Origin of the sequence: Roseospirillum parvum (assembly GCF_900100455.1) — a bacterium.
Lineage (GTDB): Bacteria > Pseudomonadota > Alphaproteobacteria > Rhodospirillales > Rhodospirillaceae > Roseospirillum > Roseospirillum parvum.
This window is the reverse complement of record NZ_FNCV01000001.1, coordinates 522,865-541,135: the sequence shown is the minus strand read 5'-3', so window position 1 is coordinate 541,135 and position 18,271 is coordinate 522,865. Positions and strand designations below refer to the sequence as shown.

Genomic DNA, 18,271 nt, shown 5'->3' with positions numbered 1-18,271 from the left:
GTAAACAGACACCAAGGAAAGGGCGCAAAGATGCGTGGATCAAGTCCGCGCAAGGCGGCTGTGCGGCGTTTTTTTGTTCCGCAGGCCAGCGAAGCTGGCCTGCAACCAACCACCCTGAGTGCCCCGCTCTGCCTTGCGCGTTCCACACCCACGAACTGGCGGGGTCCGGGGGGACCCTGTCCCCCCGGTGGGGGTTTGGGGGCGAAGCCCCCGAGCCTTTCTCAGCTTCCGGCGATGGTCATGCCGTCGACGCGCACGGTGGGGCTGTTGGTGGCGTGATCCAGGGTCAGGTCGTTGGCCGGGATGAGGTGGCGCAGCATGTCCTTGAGGTTCCCGGCGATGGTCATTTCGTTGACCGGGTGGGTGATCTCGCCGTTCTCGATCCAGAAGCCGGCCATGCCGCGGCTGTAGTCGCCGGTCACCGGGTTGATGCCATGGCCGAACAGCTCGCTGACCAGCACCCCCTTGTCGATGGCGGCGATCATCGCTTGCGGGCTTTCGGCGCCGGCCACCAGATGGACGTTGCTGACCCCCGGGCTGGGGGCGGAGGCGCTGCCGCGCACCGCGTGGCCGGTGCTTTGCAGGCCCAGTTGGCGGGCCGTGCGCAGATCGAGCAGCCAGGTGGTGAGCACGCCATCGGCGATCAGGTCGCGGGCCCGGGTGGGCAGGCCCTCGGCGTCGCAGGGGCGCGAGCGCAGGCCGCGATGGCGGTGCGGTTCCTCGCGCACGGTGATCCCCGGGGCCATCACCGCCTGGCCCAGTTGGTCGGCCAGAAAGCTGGTGCCCCGGGCGATGCTGGCGCCGTTGATGGCGCCCAGCAGGTGGCCGAGCAGGCCGCGCGCCACCCGGGGTTCGAACAGCAGCGGCACCTGGGCGGTGCCCACCTGACGGCCGCCGAGGCGACGGCTGGCCCGTTCGGCGGCCTCGCGGCCGATCTCCTCGGCGCTTTTCAGGTCGCCGCGATGGACGGCGCTGGTATAGGCGTAGTCGCGCTCCATGGCGCCATCGCCGCCAGCCAGCACGGCCACCGACAGGCCGCTGGTCGAGCGCCGGTACTGACGGGCCAGCCCGTTGGTGGCGACCAGCGAGACGGTGGCCTGTGACCACTCGGCCTCGGCCCCTTCCGAGTTGGTGACGGCGGGATGGGCGCGGGCGGTGTCCTCGGCGGCGCGGACCTGCTCGAGGAGGTCTTCCGGGCTCGGCTCGGTGGGGTCGAACTGGTCGATTTCAGGCAGATCGTGGGCCAACTGGTCGGGGTCGGCGAGGCCGCAGTGGGGGTCCTCGGGCACCGCCCGGGCCATGGCGACGGCCCGTTCGGCGACCTCCCGCAGGGCCTCGGGGGCGCGCTCGGCGGTGGCGACGATGGCCTGGCGCCGACCGACCAGCACGCGCAGCCCGATGTCGCCCCCCTCGGCCCGCTCCAGGCGTTCCAGGTTGCCCAGCCGCCAGCCGACGGAGAGCGCGGTGCCATCGGCCAGCAGGGCGTCGGCGGCATCGGCCCCGGCGCGGCGGGCCAGGCCGACCAGATGGTCGAGCAGATCGAGGGCGGCGGGATCGGTCGGGGTCATGGGGTCCTTCCGGTGGGTGGAGCGGGAGAGGTCAAAAGCTGACGCGCGGCGCCGTCTACAGGGGATCGGACCGCGACGACTCGGTGGTGCCGATATCCGGGGCGCCAATGTTCGGGGCGGCGGTCTCCGGCCGGCTGGCGTCGAGGCTGTCGCCGGAGGGGAAGCCGATGCCCGGCGTGCTCAAATCCAGGGTCGCCAGATCGCGTTCCAGGCCCTGTTCCAGCAGCCGCAGATGGGCCTCGGCGGTGAACGACCGGGCCCGGTCGAGCCCCTCGGCGCGGGCCTTCAGGCTGCGCGTCAGGCGTTCCAGGGCGCGCCCGGCGCGTTCGACCAGCAGCGGCTCGGCGTCAGGGACGGCAGCGGCCTCGACCGCCGCCCGGGCATGGCCCAGGTGGTGGACCAGCGGCCGGCGCAGGGCCGGCAGATGGGCCGGCTCGGCGGCGACCCGCGCGATCAGCGGGCGGGCCACGGCGGCCACCTCGGCGGCCGCCGGGCCCAGCGTCGGATGGGCGGCGGCGGCGCTTTCCAGGGCCGCCAGATCGCCCCGCGCCCGGTCCAGCACCTCGGCCACCTCGGGCGGGGTCGGCGCGCCGCGCGGCAGGGCCTCGGCCCGGCGCCGGGCATCCAGGGCGCCGAGCACGCGCAGCCCGCCGACCAGGGTCAGCCCGCCGGTGCCGACCAGGGCCCAGAAGGCCGAGGGCGGCCAGGTCAGGATCATCCCCAGCAGACCGAGCCAGAAGCCGGCCGCCGCCATGCCCAGGGCACCGCGCACGGTGCGCGCCGAGCGGCCCAGCCACAGGGCCTCCGGGCGGACCAGGGCAACCACCGTGGCCGGCAGCGCCGACAGCATGAGGGCCAGGAACAGGCCGCCGATCAGCCCCTCGGGCATGGCGACCTCAATCCTTGGCCGGCCAGATCGGCCGCCCGCTGCCGGGCAGGCCCAGTTCCGACCAGCGGGCGCTGACCCGTTCCACCATGTCCGGCTCCATGACGATCTTCTCGCCCCAATCGCGATCGGTTTCGGGCGGCCACTTGTTGGTCGCGTCCAGCCCCATCTTGCCCCCCAGATTGGCTTTCGGGCTGGCGAAGTCCAGATAGTCGATGGGCGTGCCCTCGATCATGGTGGTGTCGCGCACCGGGTCCATGCGGGTCGAGATGGCCCACATCACGTCGTTCCAGTCGCGGGTGTTGATGTCGTCGTCCACCACGATGACGAACTTGGTGTACATGAACTGGCGCAGGAACGACCAGACCCCCATCATCACCCGCTTGGCGTGGCCCGGGTAGCCCTTCCGGATGCTGACCACGGCGATGCGGTACGAGCACCCCTCGGGCGGCAGCCAGAAATCGACGATCTCCGGGAACTGCTGCTGCAACAGGGGGATGAAGACCTCGTTCAGGGCCTCGCCGAGGACGCTCGGCTCGTCGGGCGGGCGGCCGGTGAAGGTGGACAGATAGATCGGGTCGCGGCGCATGGTGATGGCCGAAACCTTGAACACCGGAAACGGCTCGACGGCGTTGTAATAGCCGGTGTGGTCGCCGTAGGGCCCCTCGTCGCCGTACTCGTCGAGCAACACATGGCCCTCGAGGATGATCTCGGCCGTCGCCGGCACCTTCAGGGGCACCGTCTTGCAGTCCACCAGATCCACCTTCTGGCCGCGCAGCAGGCCGGCGAACTGGTATTCGGAGAGGGTGTCGGGGACCGGCGTCACGGCGGCCAGGATGGTCCCCGGGTCGGCCCCCAGGACCACCGCGGCCGGGAAGGGCTCGGCCTTGCCCGCCTTCCAGCGCCGGTAGTGCTGGGCCCCGCCGCGATGCTTCAGCCAGCGCATCAGGGTGGTGTCCCGGCCGGTCACCTGCATGCGGTAGATGCCCAGATTGAAGACGTCCGAACGCTCGCCCTTGGGGTCCGGCCCCTGGGTGACGACCAGCGGCCAGGTGATCAGCGGCGCCGGCTCGCCGGGCCAGCAGCCCTGCACCGGCAGGCGGGACAGGTCCACCTGATCGCCGGTCAGCACCACCTCCTGGCACGGCGCCTTGCGCACCGTGCGCGGCTGCATGGCCAGCACGGTGCGGGCCAGCGGCGCCATCTCCAACGCCTTGCGCAGGCCGCCCGGCGGTTCCGGCTGCTTGAGGAAGGCCAGGGTGTGGCCCACCTGGCGCAACTCGTGGGGCTCGCGGTCCATGCCCCAGGCGACCCGTTCGACGGTGCCGAACAGATTGACCAGGACCGGCATTTCGGCCGGCCGCCCGTCGGCATCGACCGGGTTCTCGAACAGCACCGCCGGGCCGCCCTCGGCCAGCAGGCGGGTCTGGATCTCGGTCATCTCGAGGTGGGTGCTAACCGGGGCCGACACCCGGACCAGACGGCCGGAGCGCTCCAGCCGGTCGATGAAGTCGCGCAACGAGGAAAACGGCATGGACCTTCAGAACGCTCCACGGACAGGGGGACGGGACACCCGCCGCTTATACACGACACCCCACCGGCGAGGCGACCACCCGCATGTGGTTGTTGTTCCGGCCGGGGCCAGGGCCTATGCTCATCTCATATAAACGGCCATCCGGGACAAGGGGCTCGCGCGTCATGTCGGGCAACGGATCGAACAGCGGCCTGCCGCCACAACAGGGCGCCGGTGGATCGCCCCCGGGCGAACGCCGATACCGGCGCGGGCGGCGGCTGGAAGACCAGAAATCAAGCCGTCTGCACCGACTGATCGAACTGGGCATCGCCCTGTCGGCCGAGCGCGACCACGACCGCCTGTTGGAACGCATCCTGCTGGAAGCCAAGGACCTCGCCAACTCGGACGGCGGCACGCTGTATCTGGTCACCGAGGACCGCAAGCTGGCCTTCGCCATTCTGCGCAACGACACCCTGAACACCGCCATGGGCGGCACCACCGGGGTGGCCATCCCGCTGCCGCCGGTCAACCTGTACAACCCGGAGACCGGCCAGCCCAACTACAACAACGTCGCCTCCTCCTGCGCCCTGGGCGGCAAGACGATCAGCATCGACGACGCCTACACCGCCGAGGGGTACGACTTCTCGGGCACCAAGAAGTTCGACCAGGGCACCGGTTATCGCTCGAAGTCCTTCCTCAACGTGCCGATGAAGAACTACCAGGGCGAGGTCATCGCCGTCCTGCAGCTGATCAACGCCCGCGACGACGACGGCCGAGTGGTCCCCTTCGACATCGGCCTGCAACCGATCATCGAGGCCCTGGCCAGTCAGGCCGCGGTGGCCATCGACAACCAGCAACTGATCTCGGCCCAGCGCGACCTGCTCGACTCTATGATCAAGGTGATCGCCCGGGCGATTGACGCCAAGTCGCCCTACACCGGCGGCCACTGCGAGCGCGTCCCGGTGATCGCCAAGATGCTGGCCGAGGCCGGATGCGCCGAGGACAGCGGCCCCTTCGCCGATTACCAGCTGAACGATGACCAGTGGTACGAGCTGCATCTGGCGGCCTGGCTGCACGACTGCGGCAAGGTGACCACGCCCGAGTACGTGGTCGACAAGGCGACCAAGCTGGAAACCATCTGGGACCGCATCCACGAGGTGCGCACCCGCTTCGAGGTGCTGCGCCGCGATGCCGAGATCGCCTACCTCAAGGCGCGGCTGGCCGGCGGCGACGAGGCCAGCCTGGGCGAGGCCTACGCGGCCCGCTGCGCCGAGCTCGAGGAACAGTTCGCCTTCATCGCCGAGGCCAACATCGGCGGCGAGTTCATGGCCCCGGAGAAGATCAGCCGGCTGCGCGAGATCGGCGCCCAGACCTTCATGCGCACCTTCGACCGCACCCTGGGGGTGAGTTGGGCCGAGCGCCAGCGGCTGGCCGACAAACCGCCGCCGCCGGCCCCGGCCGAGGAAAGGCTGCTCGAGGACCGGCCCGACCACCTCAAGGACATCTACAATCTGGGCGAGCTTTACAACCTGTCCATCCAGCGCGGCACCCTGACCGAGGAAGAGCGCAAGGTGATCAACGATCACATCGTCATCACCCAGGAGATGCTCGACCAGCTCCCCTTCCCGCGCCACCTGAAGCGGGTGCCGGTGATCGCCGGCAACCACCACGAAAAGATGGACGGCTCGGGCTATCCGCGTGGGCTGAAAGGCGCCGAGATGGGGGTCTCGGAGCGCATCATGGCGGTGGCCGACATCTTCGAGGCGCTGACCGCCGCCGACCGCCCCTACAAGCAGCCGAAGAAGCTGAGCGAGGCGATCCGCATCCTGTCCTTCATGAAAAAGGACAACCACATCGACGGCGACATCTTCGAGCTGTTCCTGCGCTCCGGCGCCTACAAGGCCTATGCCGAGCGCTTCCTGAGGCCGGAACAGATCGACGAGGTGGACATCTCGTCCTACCTCGCCGGGTGATTCGCCGCCGGGCGGGGCCGGACGCCTCACGCCCGGCCCCGCCCCACGACGCCTCACGTCCCGCCCGGCCCGGCTCAGGGCTTGGTGGCGAACATGATGTAGTTCATCGACAGATCGCCGGTCATTTCCCACGAGTCGGCGAACGGATGGTAGGTCATGCCCTTGACCTCGCCGGGGGTCAGGCCGGCGTGGCGCATGTGGTCGGTCAGCTCGCTAGGCTTGACGAACTTGCGCCAGTCGTGGGTCCCCCGGGGCAGCCAGCGAACCACGTACTCGGCCCCGAACTTGGCCATCACCAGCGACTTGGCGGTGCGGTTCAGGGTGGCGGCGATGAGCGCCCCGCCGGGCCGCACCATGCGCCCGACCGACTGCAGGAAGTGCGCAAGGTCGGCCACGTGCTCGACCACTTCCAGGATCAGCACCACGTCGTAGGTCTTGCCTTCCTCGGCCAGATCCTCGGGCAGGCAATGGCGGTAGTCGACCTTGACGCCGCTCTGCTCGGCGTGCAGGGCGGCGATCTTGACGTTCTTCTCGCCGGCGTCGATGGCGGTGACATCAAAGCCCAGGCGGGCCATCGGCTCGGCGATCAGGCCGCCGCCGCAGCCCACGTCGAGCAGCCTGAGGCCCTCGAACGGCGTCTCGCCCTCCAGCCGGTCGGTGCGCCCGAAGTGTTCGGCCAGGCGGTCGCGCACGTAGCCGATGCGCAAGGGGTTGAACTTGTGCAGCGGCTTGAACTTGCCCTCGGGGTCCCACCAGGAGTCGGCCATGGCGGCGAACTTGGCGGTTTCCTCGGGGCTGGCGGTGCTGATGGCGGACATGGTCTGCAAACTCCCTGGGCAACGGGACCGGGCGGCGGCTTGCTTGGGCCGGGCTGACGGGATATGTATACGCGCCCGCCGGGTCGGGCAACCGTTCGACGGCCGCCAAGGCCACGACGCAAGCCCCGTCCCCTCCCTTCCCGCCAACCTGTTTGCCCCTCAGGCCACACCAGCCGACCGGGACACCAAACTGGGACAGCCGTTTCAAAGCGCGATCCATCATGGCCCGAATCGTTCAGAAATTCGGCGGCACCTCGGTCGCCGACCTCGACCGCATCCGCCACGTCGCCACCCGGGTCAAGGCCGAGGTGGACCAGGGCAACCAGGTGGCGGTGGTCGTCTCGGCCATGGCCGGGGTGACCAACCAGCTGGTCGGCTACTGCTCGGACATCGCCCCCTTCCACGACGCCCGCGAGTATGACGCCGTGGTCGCCACCGGCGAGCAGGTGACCAGCGGCCTGCTGGCGCTCGCCCTGCAGGAGCTGGGGGTCGAGGCGCGCTCCTGGCTGGGCTGGCAGATTCCCATCAACACCGATGGGGCGCACGGCAAGGCGCGCATCACCGAAATCAACGCCCCCGCCCTGATCGAGCGCCTGGAGCGCGGTCAGGTGGCGGTGGTTCCCGGCTTCCAGGGCCTGGGCCCGGACAACCGCATCACCACCCTGGGGCGCGGCGGCTCGGACACCTCCGCCGTCGCCCTGGCGGCCGCCCTGGACGCCGAGCGCTGCGACATCTACACCGATGTGGACGGGGTCTACACCACCGACCCGCGCATCGTGCCCAATGCCCGCAAGCTGTCGCGCATCACCTACGAGGAAATGCTGGAGATGGCCTCGCTGGGGGCCAAGGTGCTGCAGACCCGCTCGGTCGAGATGGCGATGAAGTACCGGGTCCGCCTTCAGGTGCTCTCCAGCTTCATCGAAGCCCCCGGAACCCTGGTCTGCGACGAGGACGAGATCGTGGAAAAAGAACTTGTGAGCGGCATCGCCTACAGCCGCGACGAAGCCAAGATCACCCTGGTCAAGGTCGCCGACCGGCCGGGCGTGGCGGCGCGCATCTTCGGCCCGCTGGCCGAGGGCAACATCAACGTCGACATGATCGTGCAGAACGTCAGCGACGACGGCAAGGCCACCGACCTCACCTTCACGGTCGGCAAGAACGACCTGGATCGCGCCGTCAAGCTGCTGGAAGCGCGGCGCGACGACCTGGGCTTCCAGGACCTGGTCAAGGACAGCGGCGTGGTCAAGGTGTCGGTCATCGGGGTCGGCATGCGCAGCCACGCCGGCGTCGCCCAGACCATGTTCACCGCCCTGGCCGACAAGGGCATCAACATCCAGGTGATCAGCACCTCGGAGATCAAGGTCAGCGTGCTGATCGCCGAGGATTATACCGAATTGGCCCTGCGCGCCCTGCACGCGGCGTACGGCCTGGACGCCTGACGGGACCCAATGGAGCAGATCTCGCCCTCTTCCGACGCCGCCGCGCGGCGCATCCTCGACCGCCTGTGGGCCCCCGGCCGGGAGCTTCTGGGCTGCGAGGTGGCCATCCTCGGCGGCGCCATGTCGTGGATTTCCGAACGCAACCTGGTCTCGGCGATTTCCAACGCCGGCGGCTTCGGCGTGCTGGCCGGCGGCTCCATGCCGCCCGACCTCCTGGCCGCCGAGATCACCGCCACCCAGGCCATGACCGACCGTCCCTTCGGCGTCAACCTGATCACCCTGCATCCCGAGCTTGACGCCCTGATCGACGTCTGCGCCGACCTCAAGGTGGGCCACGTGGTGCTGGCCGGGGGCCTGCCGAGCAGCGCCTCGATCAAGCGCATCAAGGAATTCGGGGCCAAGGTGCTGTGCTTCTCGCCGGCCCTGGTGCTGGCCAAGAAGCTGATCCGCGCCGGCGCCGACGGGCTGATCATCGAGGGCGCCGAGGCCGGCGGCCACATCGGCCCGGTGACCACCGGCGTGCTGGCCCAGGAGATCCTGCCCCAGATCGATCAGGTGCCGGTGTTCGTGGCCGGCGGCATCGCCCGCGGCGACGCCCTGGCCGCCTATCTGGAAATGGGCGCCGCCGGGGTGCAGTTGGGCACCCGCTTCGTGTGCGCCAGCGAGTGCATCGCCCATCCCGACTTCAAGAAGGCCTTCATCAAGGCCAGCGCGCGCGACGCCGTGCCGACCGTGCAGATCGACCCGCAGTTCCCGGTCATCCCGGTGCGCGCCCTGACCAACCAGGGCACCCGGCGCTTCATGGAGATGCAGCGCGAGGTGATCGACCGCTACCGGGCCGGCGAGATCGACCAGAAGACGGCACAGCTCGAGATCGAGCACTTCTGGGCCGGGGCCCTGCGCCGCGCGGTGATCGACGGCGACGTGGAGAACGGCTCGCTGATGGCCGGGCAGAGCGTCGGCATGGTGACCCGCGAGCAGCCGACGGCCGAGATTATCGGCGAATTGGTCGATCAGGCGGTGGCGGCGATCGCCGCCCGACGCCACATCAGCGGTTAGGCGGCGCCCACCGGCCCGCCAATCGGCCCGCTACCCACCCGCCACCCGACCCTTTCCACAGCCCGCCACCCGACCCGCCCTCAAGCCCGCCACCCGCCCATGCCCGCCACCCAGGATCCGGATCGCCTCGGGGTTTCCCGACGCCTGTTGACCCGGCTGCGCGACGTCCTGGCCGGCGGCGGCGAGCCGCAGGCGCGGCTCGACAAGATCGCCCAGGTGATCGCCGAGCAGATGGTGGTCGATGTCTGCTCGGTCTACGTCATGCGGGCCGGCGAGGTGCTGGAGCTGTTCGCCACCCACGGTCTGGCGGCGCAGGCGGTGCACGCCACCCGGCTGCGCGTCGGCGAGGGGCTGGTCGGCGACATCGCCGCCCACGCCCGGCCGCTCGGGCTGGCCGACGCCTGGTCCCACCCCGGCTTCGCCTATCGCCCGGAAACCGGCGAGGAGCTTTACCGCTCGCTGATGGGCGTGCCGGTGCTGCGCGGCTCCCGGGTCAGCGGCGTGGTCGTCGTGCAGACCATCGAGCACCGCGCCTGGTCGGCCGAGGACATCGAGATCCTGGAAACCGTCTCGATGATCGTCGCCGAGCTGCTGGCCGCCGGCGAGGTGGTCAGCTCGGAGGAAACCAAGCCGGTCGATGGCATCGGCCTGCTGCCCCTGCGCCTGGAGGGCATGGCGCTCAATCCCGGGGTGGCCATCGGCCTGGCCGTGCCACACCAGCCGATGATCCGCATCGGCCGGCTGGTCGCCGAGGATCCGGCGGCCGAGCACGCCCGCCTGAAGGAAGCCCTGGAAACCCTGGGCCGCCAGCTCGACCAGCTTGAGAACCTGGGCCACGGCGCCTTCGAGGACGTGCGTGACGTGATGGGCGCCTACCGCATGTTCGCCGAGGACAAGGGGTGGATCGGCCGCATCGGCGAGGCCATCGACGGCGGCCTGACCGCCGCCGCCGCCGTGCAGAAGGTGCACGACGACATGCGCCTCAGGATGCAGCAGATCACCGACCCCTACCTGCGCGAACGGCTGGTCGACCTGGAAGACCTGACCAACCGCCTGCTGACCCACCTGACCGGGGCCGAGGTGCGCCGCGAGCTGCCCCAGGACGCCATCCTGGTGGCCCGCGTGCTGGGCCCCACCGAGCTGCTCGACTACGACCGCTCGCGGCTGCGCGGGCTGGTCATGGAGGAAGGCTCGCGCACCATGCACGCGGTGATCATCGCCCGTGCCCTGGGCATTCCGGTGGTGGCCCGCATCAAGGACGTGTTCGACCGCATCGACGCCTACGACCCGGTGATCGTCGATGGCGACCACGGCCAGTTGTTCCTGCGCCCCTCCGAGGACGTGGTGGAAACCTTCCGCCAGAGCGTCGAGGCCCGCCAGCAGCGCCAGGCCCGCTACGCCGCCCTGCGCGACCTGCCGGCCCGCACCGTGGACGGCGTGGACGTCAACCTGATGATGAACGCCGGCCTGATGCTCGACCTGCCGCATCTGGAGGAGCACGGCGCCGACGGCATCGGCCTTTATCGCACCGAGCTGCCCTTCATGGCCCGCGCCGCGCTGCCCGACGTGGCCGCCCAGACCGGCCTTTATTCGCGCATCCTCGACCACGCGGGCTCTCGACCGGTGGTCTTCCGCACCCTGGACGTGGGCAGCGACAAGGTGCTGCCCTACTGGCAGGGCGGCGACGAGGACAACCCGGCCATGGGCTGGCGCTCGATCCGCATCACGCTGGACCGCCCGGCCATCCTGCGCCAGCAGTTGCGCGCCCTGCTGCGCGCCGCCGCCGGACGACGCCTCAGCGTGATGTTCCCGATGGTCGCCACGGTGGCCGAGTTCCGCGCCGCGCGCCGCAACCTGGAGCGCGAGATCGAGCGCGAGCGGGCCGAGGCCGGGGCCCATGGCCGCCCGCCCCGGCTGCCCGAGGAGATCGCCGTCGGCACCATGCTGGAGGTGCCCTCGCTGCTCTTCCAGTTGCCCACCCTGCTCAAGGAAGTGGACTTCGTCTCCGTCGGCTCCAACGACCTGTTGCAGTTCCTGTTCGCCTGCGATCGCGGCAACCAGCGCCTGGAGGGGCGCTACGACGCCCTGTCGCCGCCGGTCCTCAACGCCCTGGCCGACCTCGTCAAGGCCTGCCGGGCGGCCGAGGTGCCGCTGTCGGTGTGCGGCGAAATGGCCGGTCGGCCGCTGGAAGCCATGGCCCTGCTCGGCCTGGGCGTGCGCGCCCTGTCCATGGCCCCGCCCGGCATCGGGCCGGTCAAGGCGATGGTGCGCAGCCTCGATCTCTCCCAGTTCGCGCCGTTCCTGGCCTCGCTGCTCGATCGTCCCGATGGCAGCCTCAGAAGCCGCCTCGCCGCCTATGCCCACGACCATGGCATCGCCCTCTCCTGAGCCGGCGAGGGGCCATGCGCGGCCCGGCGCCGCGCGGTTTCGGCAGTGGCGTTGCCTCAAGGTCGGCAACTCTGCTAGCCTTTGCACGCACGCAGTTCCAGGGGGGAGCGATTTCAAGGTGTTCGCCATGATGACGTGTTGGCCGCGATGACCAGGGGGACCCCGCAATGAGTTGGTCCCCGGCTGATCGGGACCCCGGCGAACGGGGCTCGGTCGGTGCCCTGTTGGCCGCCACCCGCGAGCGCGAAGGCGAGGATCTGGGTCAGGTCGCCGCCGTGTTGCGCATTCGCCGGACCCATCTCGAGGCGATCGAGCAGGGCCGCTACGAAGACCTGCCCGGCGCCACCTACGCGGCCGGCTTCGTGCGCTCCTATGCCGACTACCTGGGCCTCGACGCCGAGGAGGTGGTGCGCCGCTTCAAGCAGGAGGGCATGGCCCCCGGCCCCAGCCGCAACGACTTTCCGGTGCCCTCGTCGGAAAGCCGGCTGCCCGGGCCCGGTCTGATCCTGGCCGGGCTGCTGGTCGCCGGACTGGGCTACGGGGCATGGTACCTGGCCACCGCCGAGAGCGATCTGGCAACCATGGTCGGCGAGCTGCCGGCCCGCTTCTCCGATCTGGTCGGCGGCGACGAAACGGCCCCCGCGCCACCGGCCACCCGGACGCCCGAGGCTGAATCCGGCCCCGAAACCGGCCCTGAAATTGGCGCCGACCCCGACGAGGACGCCCCGCCGCCGGAGCCCGAACCGCTGGCCGGCGCCACGCCCGGTGCCACGGCTGGCACGGCAACCGACGGGGTGGCCGACGCGGTGCCCAACGGGGCCCCCACCAGCGAGGCCCCCGCCCCGCCGGCCTCGGCAACGGACGGCGCCGCTCCGGTGGCTTCGGCAGACCCCGCCCCATCGACCGGCTCCGCCGACTCCGGGGCCCAGACCCTGCCGGCACCGCGCCCGATTCCCCTGGCCGATCCGCCCCAGCCGCCGGCCGCGACGGCCGAGGCGGCGCCGGCAAGCACGCCCGGCGCCGACAGCGGAGAAAGCGGGGACGAAACCCCCGACACCCCGCCGCCGCCCGCCGAGGCCGCCGAGCCGCGCCCGGCCACCGCCGCCAGCAGCCTGCCGGTGCCCGAGCCGGCCACCGACGCCGCCGGCGACTCGCCCGCCCCGGCCGAGCCCCCCGCCGCGCCGGCTGAACCGGCGCCCCAGGCGAACACCGACGCAGCCCCCGCCGACACAGCCCCCGCTGCCGCCGCCACCCAGTCCACCACCCGGCCCACCGCCCAGCCCGCCACCCAGCCCACCACCCGGCCCGCCACCCTGCCCGCCGTGCCAGCCGATCCGGCGGCCCCGGACAGCCCGCTGGCCCAGGGCGGCGACGGCCGGGTGGTCATCCACGCCCGCCAGGGGGTGTGGTTCCAGATCAAGGCGGGCGACGAGCTGGTGACCAGCCGTCTGCTGCGCCAGGGCGACAGCTACACCGTGCCGGCGCGCGACAATCTGATCCTCATCACCGGCAACGCCGGCGGCATGGAGATCGAGGTCGACGGCCAGCCGGTGCCGCCGATCGGGGCCCAGGGCGAGGTGGTGCGCGGTGTCTCGCTCGACCCCGCGGACTTGAAACGCCGCTGACCGAACCGCATCTGCCGGCCAGTCCGGCCCCTCCCGGAAGGGCTCGCCGCCGGCGGTGACGGCGCGACACCAATGGTCTATAACCCCTTCCCGTGGCTTTCGTGCGACCAGCGGCCCGGCCCGTTCCCCGGCCCCCGCGCCCGCCGCCCGCGAACCGAGACCAGTCCCCTCCTTTCGGCCCCCCAACCTTTTCGAAAGACAGCGGTGATCCCATGAGCAGCCTGCGCCCTTACCGCACCATCACCCGGCGCCCCTCGCGGCAGATCAAGGTCGGCCCGGTGGCGGTCGGCGGCGATGCGCCGATCAGCGTCCAGTCGATGACCAACACGCGGACCACCGATGTCGCCGGCACGGTGGCCCAGATCCAGGCCATGACCCAGGCCGGCGCCGACATCGTGCGCGTCTCCTGCCCCGACGAGGCCTCGACCCGGGCCCTGAAGGAAATCATCCGCGAGGTCGAGGTGCCGGTGGTGGCCGACATCCATTTCCACTACCAGCGCGGCATCGAGGCGGCCGAGGCGGGGGCGGCCTGCCTGCGCATCAACCCGGGCAACATCGGCAACCGCCAGCGGGTGCGCGAGGTGGTCGCCGCGGCCCGCGCCCACGGCTGTTCCATGCGCATCGGGGTCAACGCCGGCAGCCTGGAAAAGCACCTGCTGGAAAAGTACGGCGAGCCCTGCCCCGAGGCCCTGGTGGACAGCGCGCTGGAGCACGCCCGCTGGCTGGAGGACGAGGACTTCTTCGAGTTCAAGATCTCGGTCAAGGCCTCCGACGTGTTTCTCGCCGTGGCCGCCTACAAGGGTCTGGCCGAGGCCTGCGACTATCCCCTGCACCTGGGCATCACCGAGGCCGGCGGCCTGCGCGCCGGCACCGTGAAGTCGGCCATCGGCATCGGCAGCCTGCTGTGGGCCGGCATCGGCGACACCTTGCGCGTCTCCCTCTCCGCCGACCCGGTGGAAGAGGTCAAGGCCGGCTTCGAGATGCTGAAAAGCCTCGACCTGCGCCATCGCGGGGTGCGCATCGTCTCCTGCCCGTCGTGCGCCCGCCAGGGCTTCGACGTGGTCAAGACGGTGGCCCTGCTGGAAGAGCGCCTGTCGCACATCGACGAGCCATTGAGCCTGTCGATCATCGGCTGCGTGGTCAACGGCCCGGGCGAGGCCCGCGAGACCGACATCGGGGTGACCGGCGGCGGCATCGCCGAGGGCCAGTCCAACAAGGTCTACGTGGCCGGGGTGGCCGACCACAACATCGACAACGCCGGGCTGGTGGACCACGTGGTCGCCCTGTGCGAAAAGAAGGCGGCCGAGATGAAGGCGGCGCGCACCGCCGCCGACTGAGCCGGCCCGTTTTTTCGACCCCAGACGACGAGGACCCCCTTGGCCAACCTGCAACCGGTACGCGGCACCCACGATCTGCTGCCCGAGGACATGCGCCGCCATCGCGCGGTCATCGAGCGGGCCCGCGACACCGCCGCCCTGTACGGCTTCGCCGAGATGGCCACCCCGGTCTTCGAGTTCACCGAGGTGTTCGCCCGCACCCTGGGCGAAACCTCGGACGTGGTCACCAAGGAGATGTACACCTTCGCCGACAAGGGCGGCGACAGCCTGACCCTGCGCCCCGAGGGCACCGCCGGCATCGCCCGCGCCGTGATCTCCAACGGGCTGTCCCAGGCGCTGCCGGTGAAGGCCTTCTACAACGGCCCCATGTTCCGCCACGAGCGGCCGCAGAAGGGGCGCCAGCGCCAGTTCCACCAGTTCGGGGTGGAGCTGATCGGCGTACCCACCCCGCAGGCCGACATCGAGGTGCTGGCCTGCGCCCGGGCGATCCTCGCCGCGATCGGGCTCGCCGGCCGGGTGACGCTTGAGATCAACACCCTGGGCGACACCGAAAGCCGCGCCAACTATCGCACCGCCCTGGTCGACTACCTGTCCGGGCATGTCGACGCGCTGTCCGAGGACAGCCGCCAGCGGCTGGAGCGCAACCCCTTGCGCATCCTCGATTCCAAGGACCCCGGCGACCGCCAGGTGGTGGCCGACGCGCCGGCGCTGGCCGACCACCTGACACCGGCGGCGGCCGACTTCTTCGCCGCCGTGCGCCAGGGGCTGGAGGCGCTGGACATCCCCTATGAGATCAATCCCCGGCTGGTCCGTGGGCTCGACTACTACGGCCACACCGCCTTCGAGTTCACCACCGACGCCCTGGGCGCCCAGGGCACGGTGCTGGCCGGCGGGCGCTATGACGGGCTGATCGAGACCATGGGCGGGCCGTCCATCCCCGGCGTCGGCTGGGCGGCCGGGGTCGAGCGTCTGGCCATGCTGATCGAGGACGTGCCCGCCGCCCCCCGGCCGCTGGTCCTGGTGCCCCTCGGCGAGGCGGCCGACAAGGTCGCCCTGACCCTGGCCGAAACCCTGCGCCGGGCCGGCCATGTGGTCGAGCAGGGCTACAGCGGCAACCTGAAGAAGCGCCTCAACCGGGCCAACAGGCAGAACGCCCGGGCCGCCCTGATCCTGGGCGACGACGAGCTGGCCCGGGGCGAGGCCACCCTGCGCGACCTGGACAGCGGCGAGCAGACCCCGCTGCCCCTGGCCGATCCGCTGCCCGCCCTGGCCGCCTATCGCCCGGCCGATCGATGAGCCCCGGAGCCGACCCGCCATGAGCGCGCCCGACCTCATCTCCCGTCTGGTCATCGCCGGAGCCAACCACCGGACCAGCCCGCTGTCGCTGCGCGATGCCCTGTTCGTGGAGGACATGGAGGCGCCGACCCAGCTCGCCGCCTGGCGCGCCGCCAGCGAGCTGTCGAGCGCCGTGGTCCTGTCGACCTGCGACCGGGTCGAGGTGATCGGTCTGGCCGAACACCCCGAGGCGAGCGGCCGCCTGCTCTGTCAGGCGCTGTTCGAGCGGGCCGGCGACAAGGCGCCCCGGGGCGGCCATCCGTTCTACGTGCACACCGCCGACACCGCGCTGAAGCACCTGTTCGCGGTCTCCAGTTCGCTCGACAGCATGGTGGTCGGCGAGCCGCAGATCCTGGGTCAGGTCAAGGCGGCCCATCAGGTGGCCAAGGAAGCCGGCCACGTGGATGCCGACCTGGACGGCCTGTTCCAGGCCGCCTACGCCTGCGCCAAGCGGGTGCGCACCGAAACCGCCGTCGCCGAGGGCCCGGTCTCGGTGGCCACCGCCGCCATCCAGGTGGCCTCGGACCTGTTCGGCGAGTTGACCGGCCTCAACGGCCTGCTGCTGGGCGCCGGCGAGATGGGCGAGCTGGTCGCCGAAAGCCTGAAGTCGCGCGGCCTGGCCCAGTTCACCGTCGCCGCCCCGCGCGAGACCCGGGCCCGCGACGTGGCCCGCCGCCTGGGCGCCCACGTGGCCGAGTTCGAGGCCCGCGAGGAGGCCATGCTGGGCGCCGACGTGGTGGTCTGCTGCACCGGCGGCCGCCATCTGGTGGTCTCCGAGGAGGGCTTGCGCCAGGTCCTGCGGCGGCGGCGCCAGCGCCCCATCTTCCTGATCGACGTCAGTCTGCCGGGCGACGTGGAGCCGACCGTGGAGCGGCTCGACAACGCCTTCCTCTACGCCCTGGAGGACCTGGAGCGCATCGCCGAGCAGAACCGGGGCCGCCGCGAGGCCAACGCCCAGGCCGCCTGGACGGTGGTCGAGCAGGAAGTGGCCGAGGTCCTGAAAAGCCGCCGCCAGCGTGGCGCCGTGCCGCTGATCGTCGGCCTGCGCGGCCATTTCGAGGCGGAGCGCCGGCGGGTCCTGGCCGAGTTGGGCGACGACGCCGAGCGGACCACCGAGCGGCTCATCCAGCGCCTGCTGCACGGCCCCAGCGAGGGCCTGCGCCAACTGGCCGAGGAAGGCTTCGAGGCCGAGGCCCGAGCCCTGCTGCGCCGCCTCTTCCCCCTCGACGAAACCCCGAGCGATCCCGAAAGCCCGCCCGATCGATGAGCCTTGATGACAAGCTCGCCCGGGTGCGGGCCCGCCATGACGAACTGCAGGCCCTGCTGGCGAGTGACCCGCCCTCGGACTCCCAGAGCTTCGCCCGGATGTCGCGCGAGCTGGCCGAGCTGGCTCCGGTGGTCGCCGCCATCGACGAGCTGGCCCAGGCCCGCGCCGCCCTGGCCGAGGCCGAGGCGATGCTCGACGATCCGGAAATGCGCGCCCTGGCCGAGGAAGAGGCGCGCGCCCTGAAGGCCCGCCTGCCGGAGCTGGAACACGCCCTGAAGCTGCGCCTGCTGCCGCGCGACGAGGCCGATGCCCGCAACGCCATCCTCGAGGTGCGGGCCGGCACCGGGGGCGAGGAAGCCGCCCTGTTCGCCGCCGAGCTCTTGCGCATGTACGAGCGCTACGCCGGCCTCAAGGGCTGGCGGCTGGAGGTCATGGACCGCACCGAAACCGACATCGGGGGCATCAAGGAAGCCATCTGCCAGGTCTCCGGGCGCGACGTGTTCGCCCGCCTGAAGTACGAAAGCGGCGTGCATCGGGTGCAGCGCATCCCGGTCACCGAGGGGGGCGGGCGCATCCACACCTCGGCCGCCACGGTGGCCGTGCTGCCCGAGGCCGAGGAGGTCGATGTCGCGGTCGAGGACAAGGACCTGCGCGTCGACACCTACCGCAGCCAGGGGGCCGGCGGCCAGCACGTCAACACCACCGATTCGGCGGTCCGCATCACCCACCTGCCGAGCGGCATCGTGGTCCAGTGCCAGGACGAGAAAAGCCAGCACAAGAACCGGGCCAAGGCGATGACCATGCTGCGCGCCCGGCTCTATGACGAACAGCGCCGCCAGGCCGACGCCCAGCGCGCCGAAAGCCGGCGCTCGCAGGTCGGCAGCGGCGACCGCTCGGAGCGCATCCGCACCTACAACTTCCCCCAGGGACGGGTCACCGACCACCGCATCAACCTGACCCTGTACAAGATCGAGGCGATGATGCAGGGCCAGGTGCTGGACGAGATGGTCGATGCCCTGACGGCCGAGGATCAGGCCGCCCAACTGGCCGAGATCGCCTGATC

13 protein-coding genes are annotated in these 18,271 nt (G+C 71.1%); 9 read left to right on the top strand and 4 right to left on the bottom strand.

From position 1 onward, the window contains the following. Nucleotides 1-221 precede the first annotated feature (221 nt). From BLR95_RS02235 to BLR95_RS02225, 3 genes are read right to left on the bottom strand one after another with little or no spacing between them, the layout of a single operon-like run. Nucleotides 222-1,568, bottom strand: coding sequence for a TldD/PmbA family protein (locus BLR95_RS02235; RefSeq protein WP_092614703.1), 1,347 nt, complete (start codon nt 1,566-1,568; stop codon nt 222-224). Nucleotides 1,569-1,623: 55 nt separating this feature from the next. Continuing rightward, nucleotides 1,624-2,457, bottom strand: a complete 834-nt coding sequence (locus tag BLR95_RS02230; protein WP_092614700.1) for a hypothetical protein — start codon at nt 2,455-2,457, stop codon at nt 1,624-1,626. Nucleotides 2,458-2,464: 7 nt separating this feature from the next. Beyond that, on the bottom strand, nt 2,465-3,988 hold the full coding sequence (locus BLR95_RS02225; RefSeq protein WP_092614697.1) for a UbiD family decarboxylase: 1,524 nt from the start codon (nt 3,986-3,988) through the stop codon (nt 2,465-2,467). A 164-nt stretch (nt 3,989-4,152) separates the two neighbouring features. Here BLR95_RS02225 and BLR95_RS02220 point away from each other — a divergent pair, with 164 nt between their 5' ends. Next, nucleotides 4,153-5,940, top strand: a complete 1,788-nt coding sequence (locus tag BLR95_RS02220) for an HD family phosphohydrolase (protein WP_092614694.1) — start codon at nt 4,153-4,155, stop codon at nt 5,938-5,940. Between the two features lie 74 nt (nt 5,941-6,014). On the opposite strand, the gene ubiG is transcribed toward BLR95_RS02220, so the two are convergent. After that, the gene (ubiG, locus tag BLR95_RS02215; protein WP_092614691.1) at nt 6,015-6,758 is read right to left on the bottom strand and encodes a bifunctional 2-polyprenyl-6-hydroxyphenol methylase/3-demethylubiquinol 3-O-methyltransferase UbiG; all 744 of its coding nucleotides are present in this window, start codon (nt 6,756-6,758) and stop codon (nt 6,015-6,017) included. A 221-nt stretch (nt 6,759-6,979) separates the two neighbouring features. On the opposite strand from ubiG, the gene BLR95_RS02210 reads away from it, so the two are divergent. The 8 genes from BLR95_RS02210 (at nt 6,980) to prfA (ending at nt 18,269) form a co-directional block, all read left to right on the top strand. Further along, nucleotides 6,980-8,197, top strand: a complete 1,218-nt coding sequence (locus tag BLR95_RS02210; RefSeq protein WP_092614688.1) for an aspartate kinase — start codon at nt 6,980-6,982, stop codon at nt 8,195-8,197. A gap of 9 nt (nt 8,198-8,206) precedes the next feature. Continuing rightward, nucleotides 8,207-9,256, top strand: coding sequence for an NAD(P)H-dependent flavin oxidoreductase (locus tag BLR95_RS02205; RefSeq protein ID WP_092614685.1), 1,050 nt, complete (start codon nt 8,207-8,209; stop codon nt 9,254-9,256). A 99-nt stretch (nt 9,257-9,355) separates the two neighbouring features. Then, on the top strand, nt 9,356-11,644 hold the full coding sequence (gene ptsP / locus BLR95_RS02200) for a phosphoenolpyruvate--protein phosphotransferase (protein ID WP_092614682.1): 2,289 nt from the start codon (nt 9,356-9,358) through the stop codon (nt 11,642-11,644). A gap of 167 nt (nt 11,645-11,811) precedes the next feature. Beyond that, nucleotides 11,812-13,269 carry a helix-turn-helix domain-containing protein gene (locus tag BLR95_RS02195; RefSeq protein ID WP_092614679.1) on the top strand — a complete coding sequence of 486 codons (1,458 nt, stop codon included), beginning with the start codon at nt 11,812-11,814 and terminating at the stop codon, nt 13,267-13,269. 212 nt (nt 13,270-13,481) lie between these two features. Continuing rightward, entirely contained in the window at nt 13,482-14,606 is a 1,125-nt protein-coding gene (gene ispG, locus BLR95_RS02190; protein WP_092614676.1) for a flavodoxin-dependent (E)-4-hydroxy-3-methylbut-2-enyl-diphosphate synthase, read from the top strand. A 39-nt stretch (nt 14,607-14,645) separates the two neighbouring features. Continuing rightward, nucleotides 14,646-15,902: a histidine--tRNA ligase gene (gene hisS / locus BLR95_RS02185; RefSeq protein WP_092614673.1), complete on the top strand. Its 1,257-nt coding sequence runs from the start codon at nt 14,646-14,648 to the stop codon at nt 15,900-15,902. 19 nt (nt 15,903-15,921) lie between these two features. Continuing rightward, the gene (hemA, locus tag BLR95_RS02180; protein WP_092614670.1) at nt 15,922-17,208 is read left to right on the top strand and encodes a glutamyl-tRNA reductase; all 1,287 of its coding nucleotides are present in this window, start codon (nt 15,922-15,924) and stop codon (nt 17,206-17,208) included. After that, nucleotides 17,205-18,269, top strand: a complete 1,065-nt coding sequence (prfA, locus tag BLR95_RS02175) for a peptide chain release factor 1 (protein ID WP_092614667.1) — start codon at nt 17,205-17,207, stop codon at nt 18,267-18,269. The genes hemA and prfA overlap by 4 nt, the downstream gene beginning before the upstream one ends. Nucleotides 18,270-18,271 lie beyond the last annotated feature (2 nt).

Excerpts from the sequence above, each read along its gene's own strand:
- hemA (WP_092614670.1), top strand. The coding sequence starts at position 15,922 with ATGAGCGCGCCCGACCTCATCTCCCGTCTGGTCATCGCCGGAGCCAAC.
- prfA (WP_092614667.1), top strand. The coding sequence starts at position 17,205 with ATGAGCCTTGATGACAAGCTCGCCCGGGTGCGGGCCCGCCATGACGAA.
- BLR95_RS02195 (WP_092614679.1), top strand. The coding sequence starts at position 11,812 with ATGAGTTGGTCCCCGGCTGATCGGGACCCCGGCGAACGGGGCTCGGTC.
- BLR95_RS02205 (WP_092614685.1), top strand. The coding sequence starts at position 8,207 with ATGGAGCAGATCTCGCCCTCTTCCGACGCCGCCGCGCGGCGCATCCTC.
- BLR95_RS02230 (WP_092614700.1), bottom strand. The coding sequence starts at position 2,457 with ATGCCCGAGGGGCTGATCGGCGGCCTGTTCCTGGCCCTCATGCTGTCG.
- BLR95_RS02210 (WP_092614688.1), top strand. The coding sequence starts at position 6,980 with ATGGCCCGAATCGTTCAGAAATTCGGCGGCACCTCGGTCGCCGACCTC.
- BLR95_RS02225 (WP_092614697.1), bottom strand. The coding sequence starts at position 3,988 with ATGCCGTTTTCCTCGTTGCGCGACTTCATCGACCGGCTGGAGCGCTCC.
- BLR95_RS02220 (WP_092614694.1), top strand. The coding sequence starts at position 4,153 with ATGTCGGGCAACGGATCGAACAGCGGCCTGCCGCCACAACAGGGCGCC.
- ptsP (WP_092614682.1), top strand. The coding sequence starts at position 9,356 with ATGCCCGCCACCCAGGATCCGGATCGCCTCGGGGTTTCCCGACGCCTG.
- BLR95_RS02235 (WP_092614703.1), bottom strand. The coding sequence starts at position 1,568 with ATGACCCCGACCGATCCCGCCGCCCTCGATCTGCTCGACCATCTGGTC.
- ispG (WP_092614676.1), top strand. The coding sequence starts at position 13,482 with ATGAGCAGCCTGCGCCCTTACCGCACCATCACCCGGCGCCCCTCGCGG.
- ubiG (WP_092614691.1), bottom strand. The coding sequence starts at position 6,758 with ATGTCCGCCATCAGCACCGCCAGCCCCGAGGAAACCGCCAAGTTCGCC.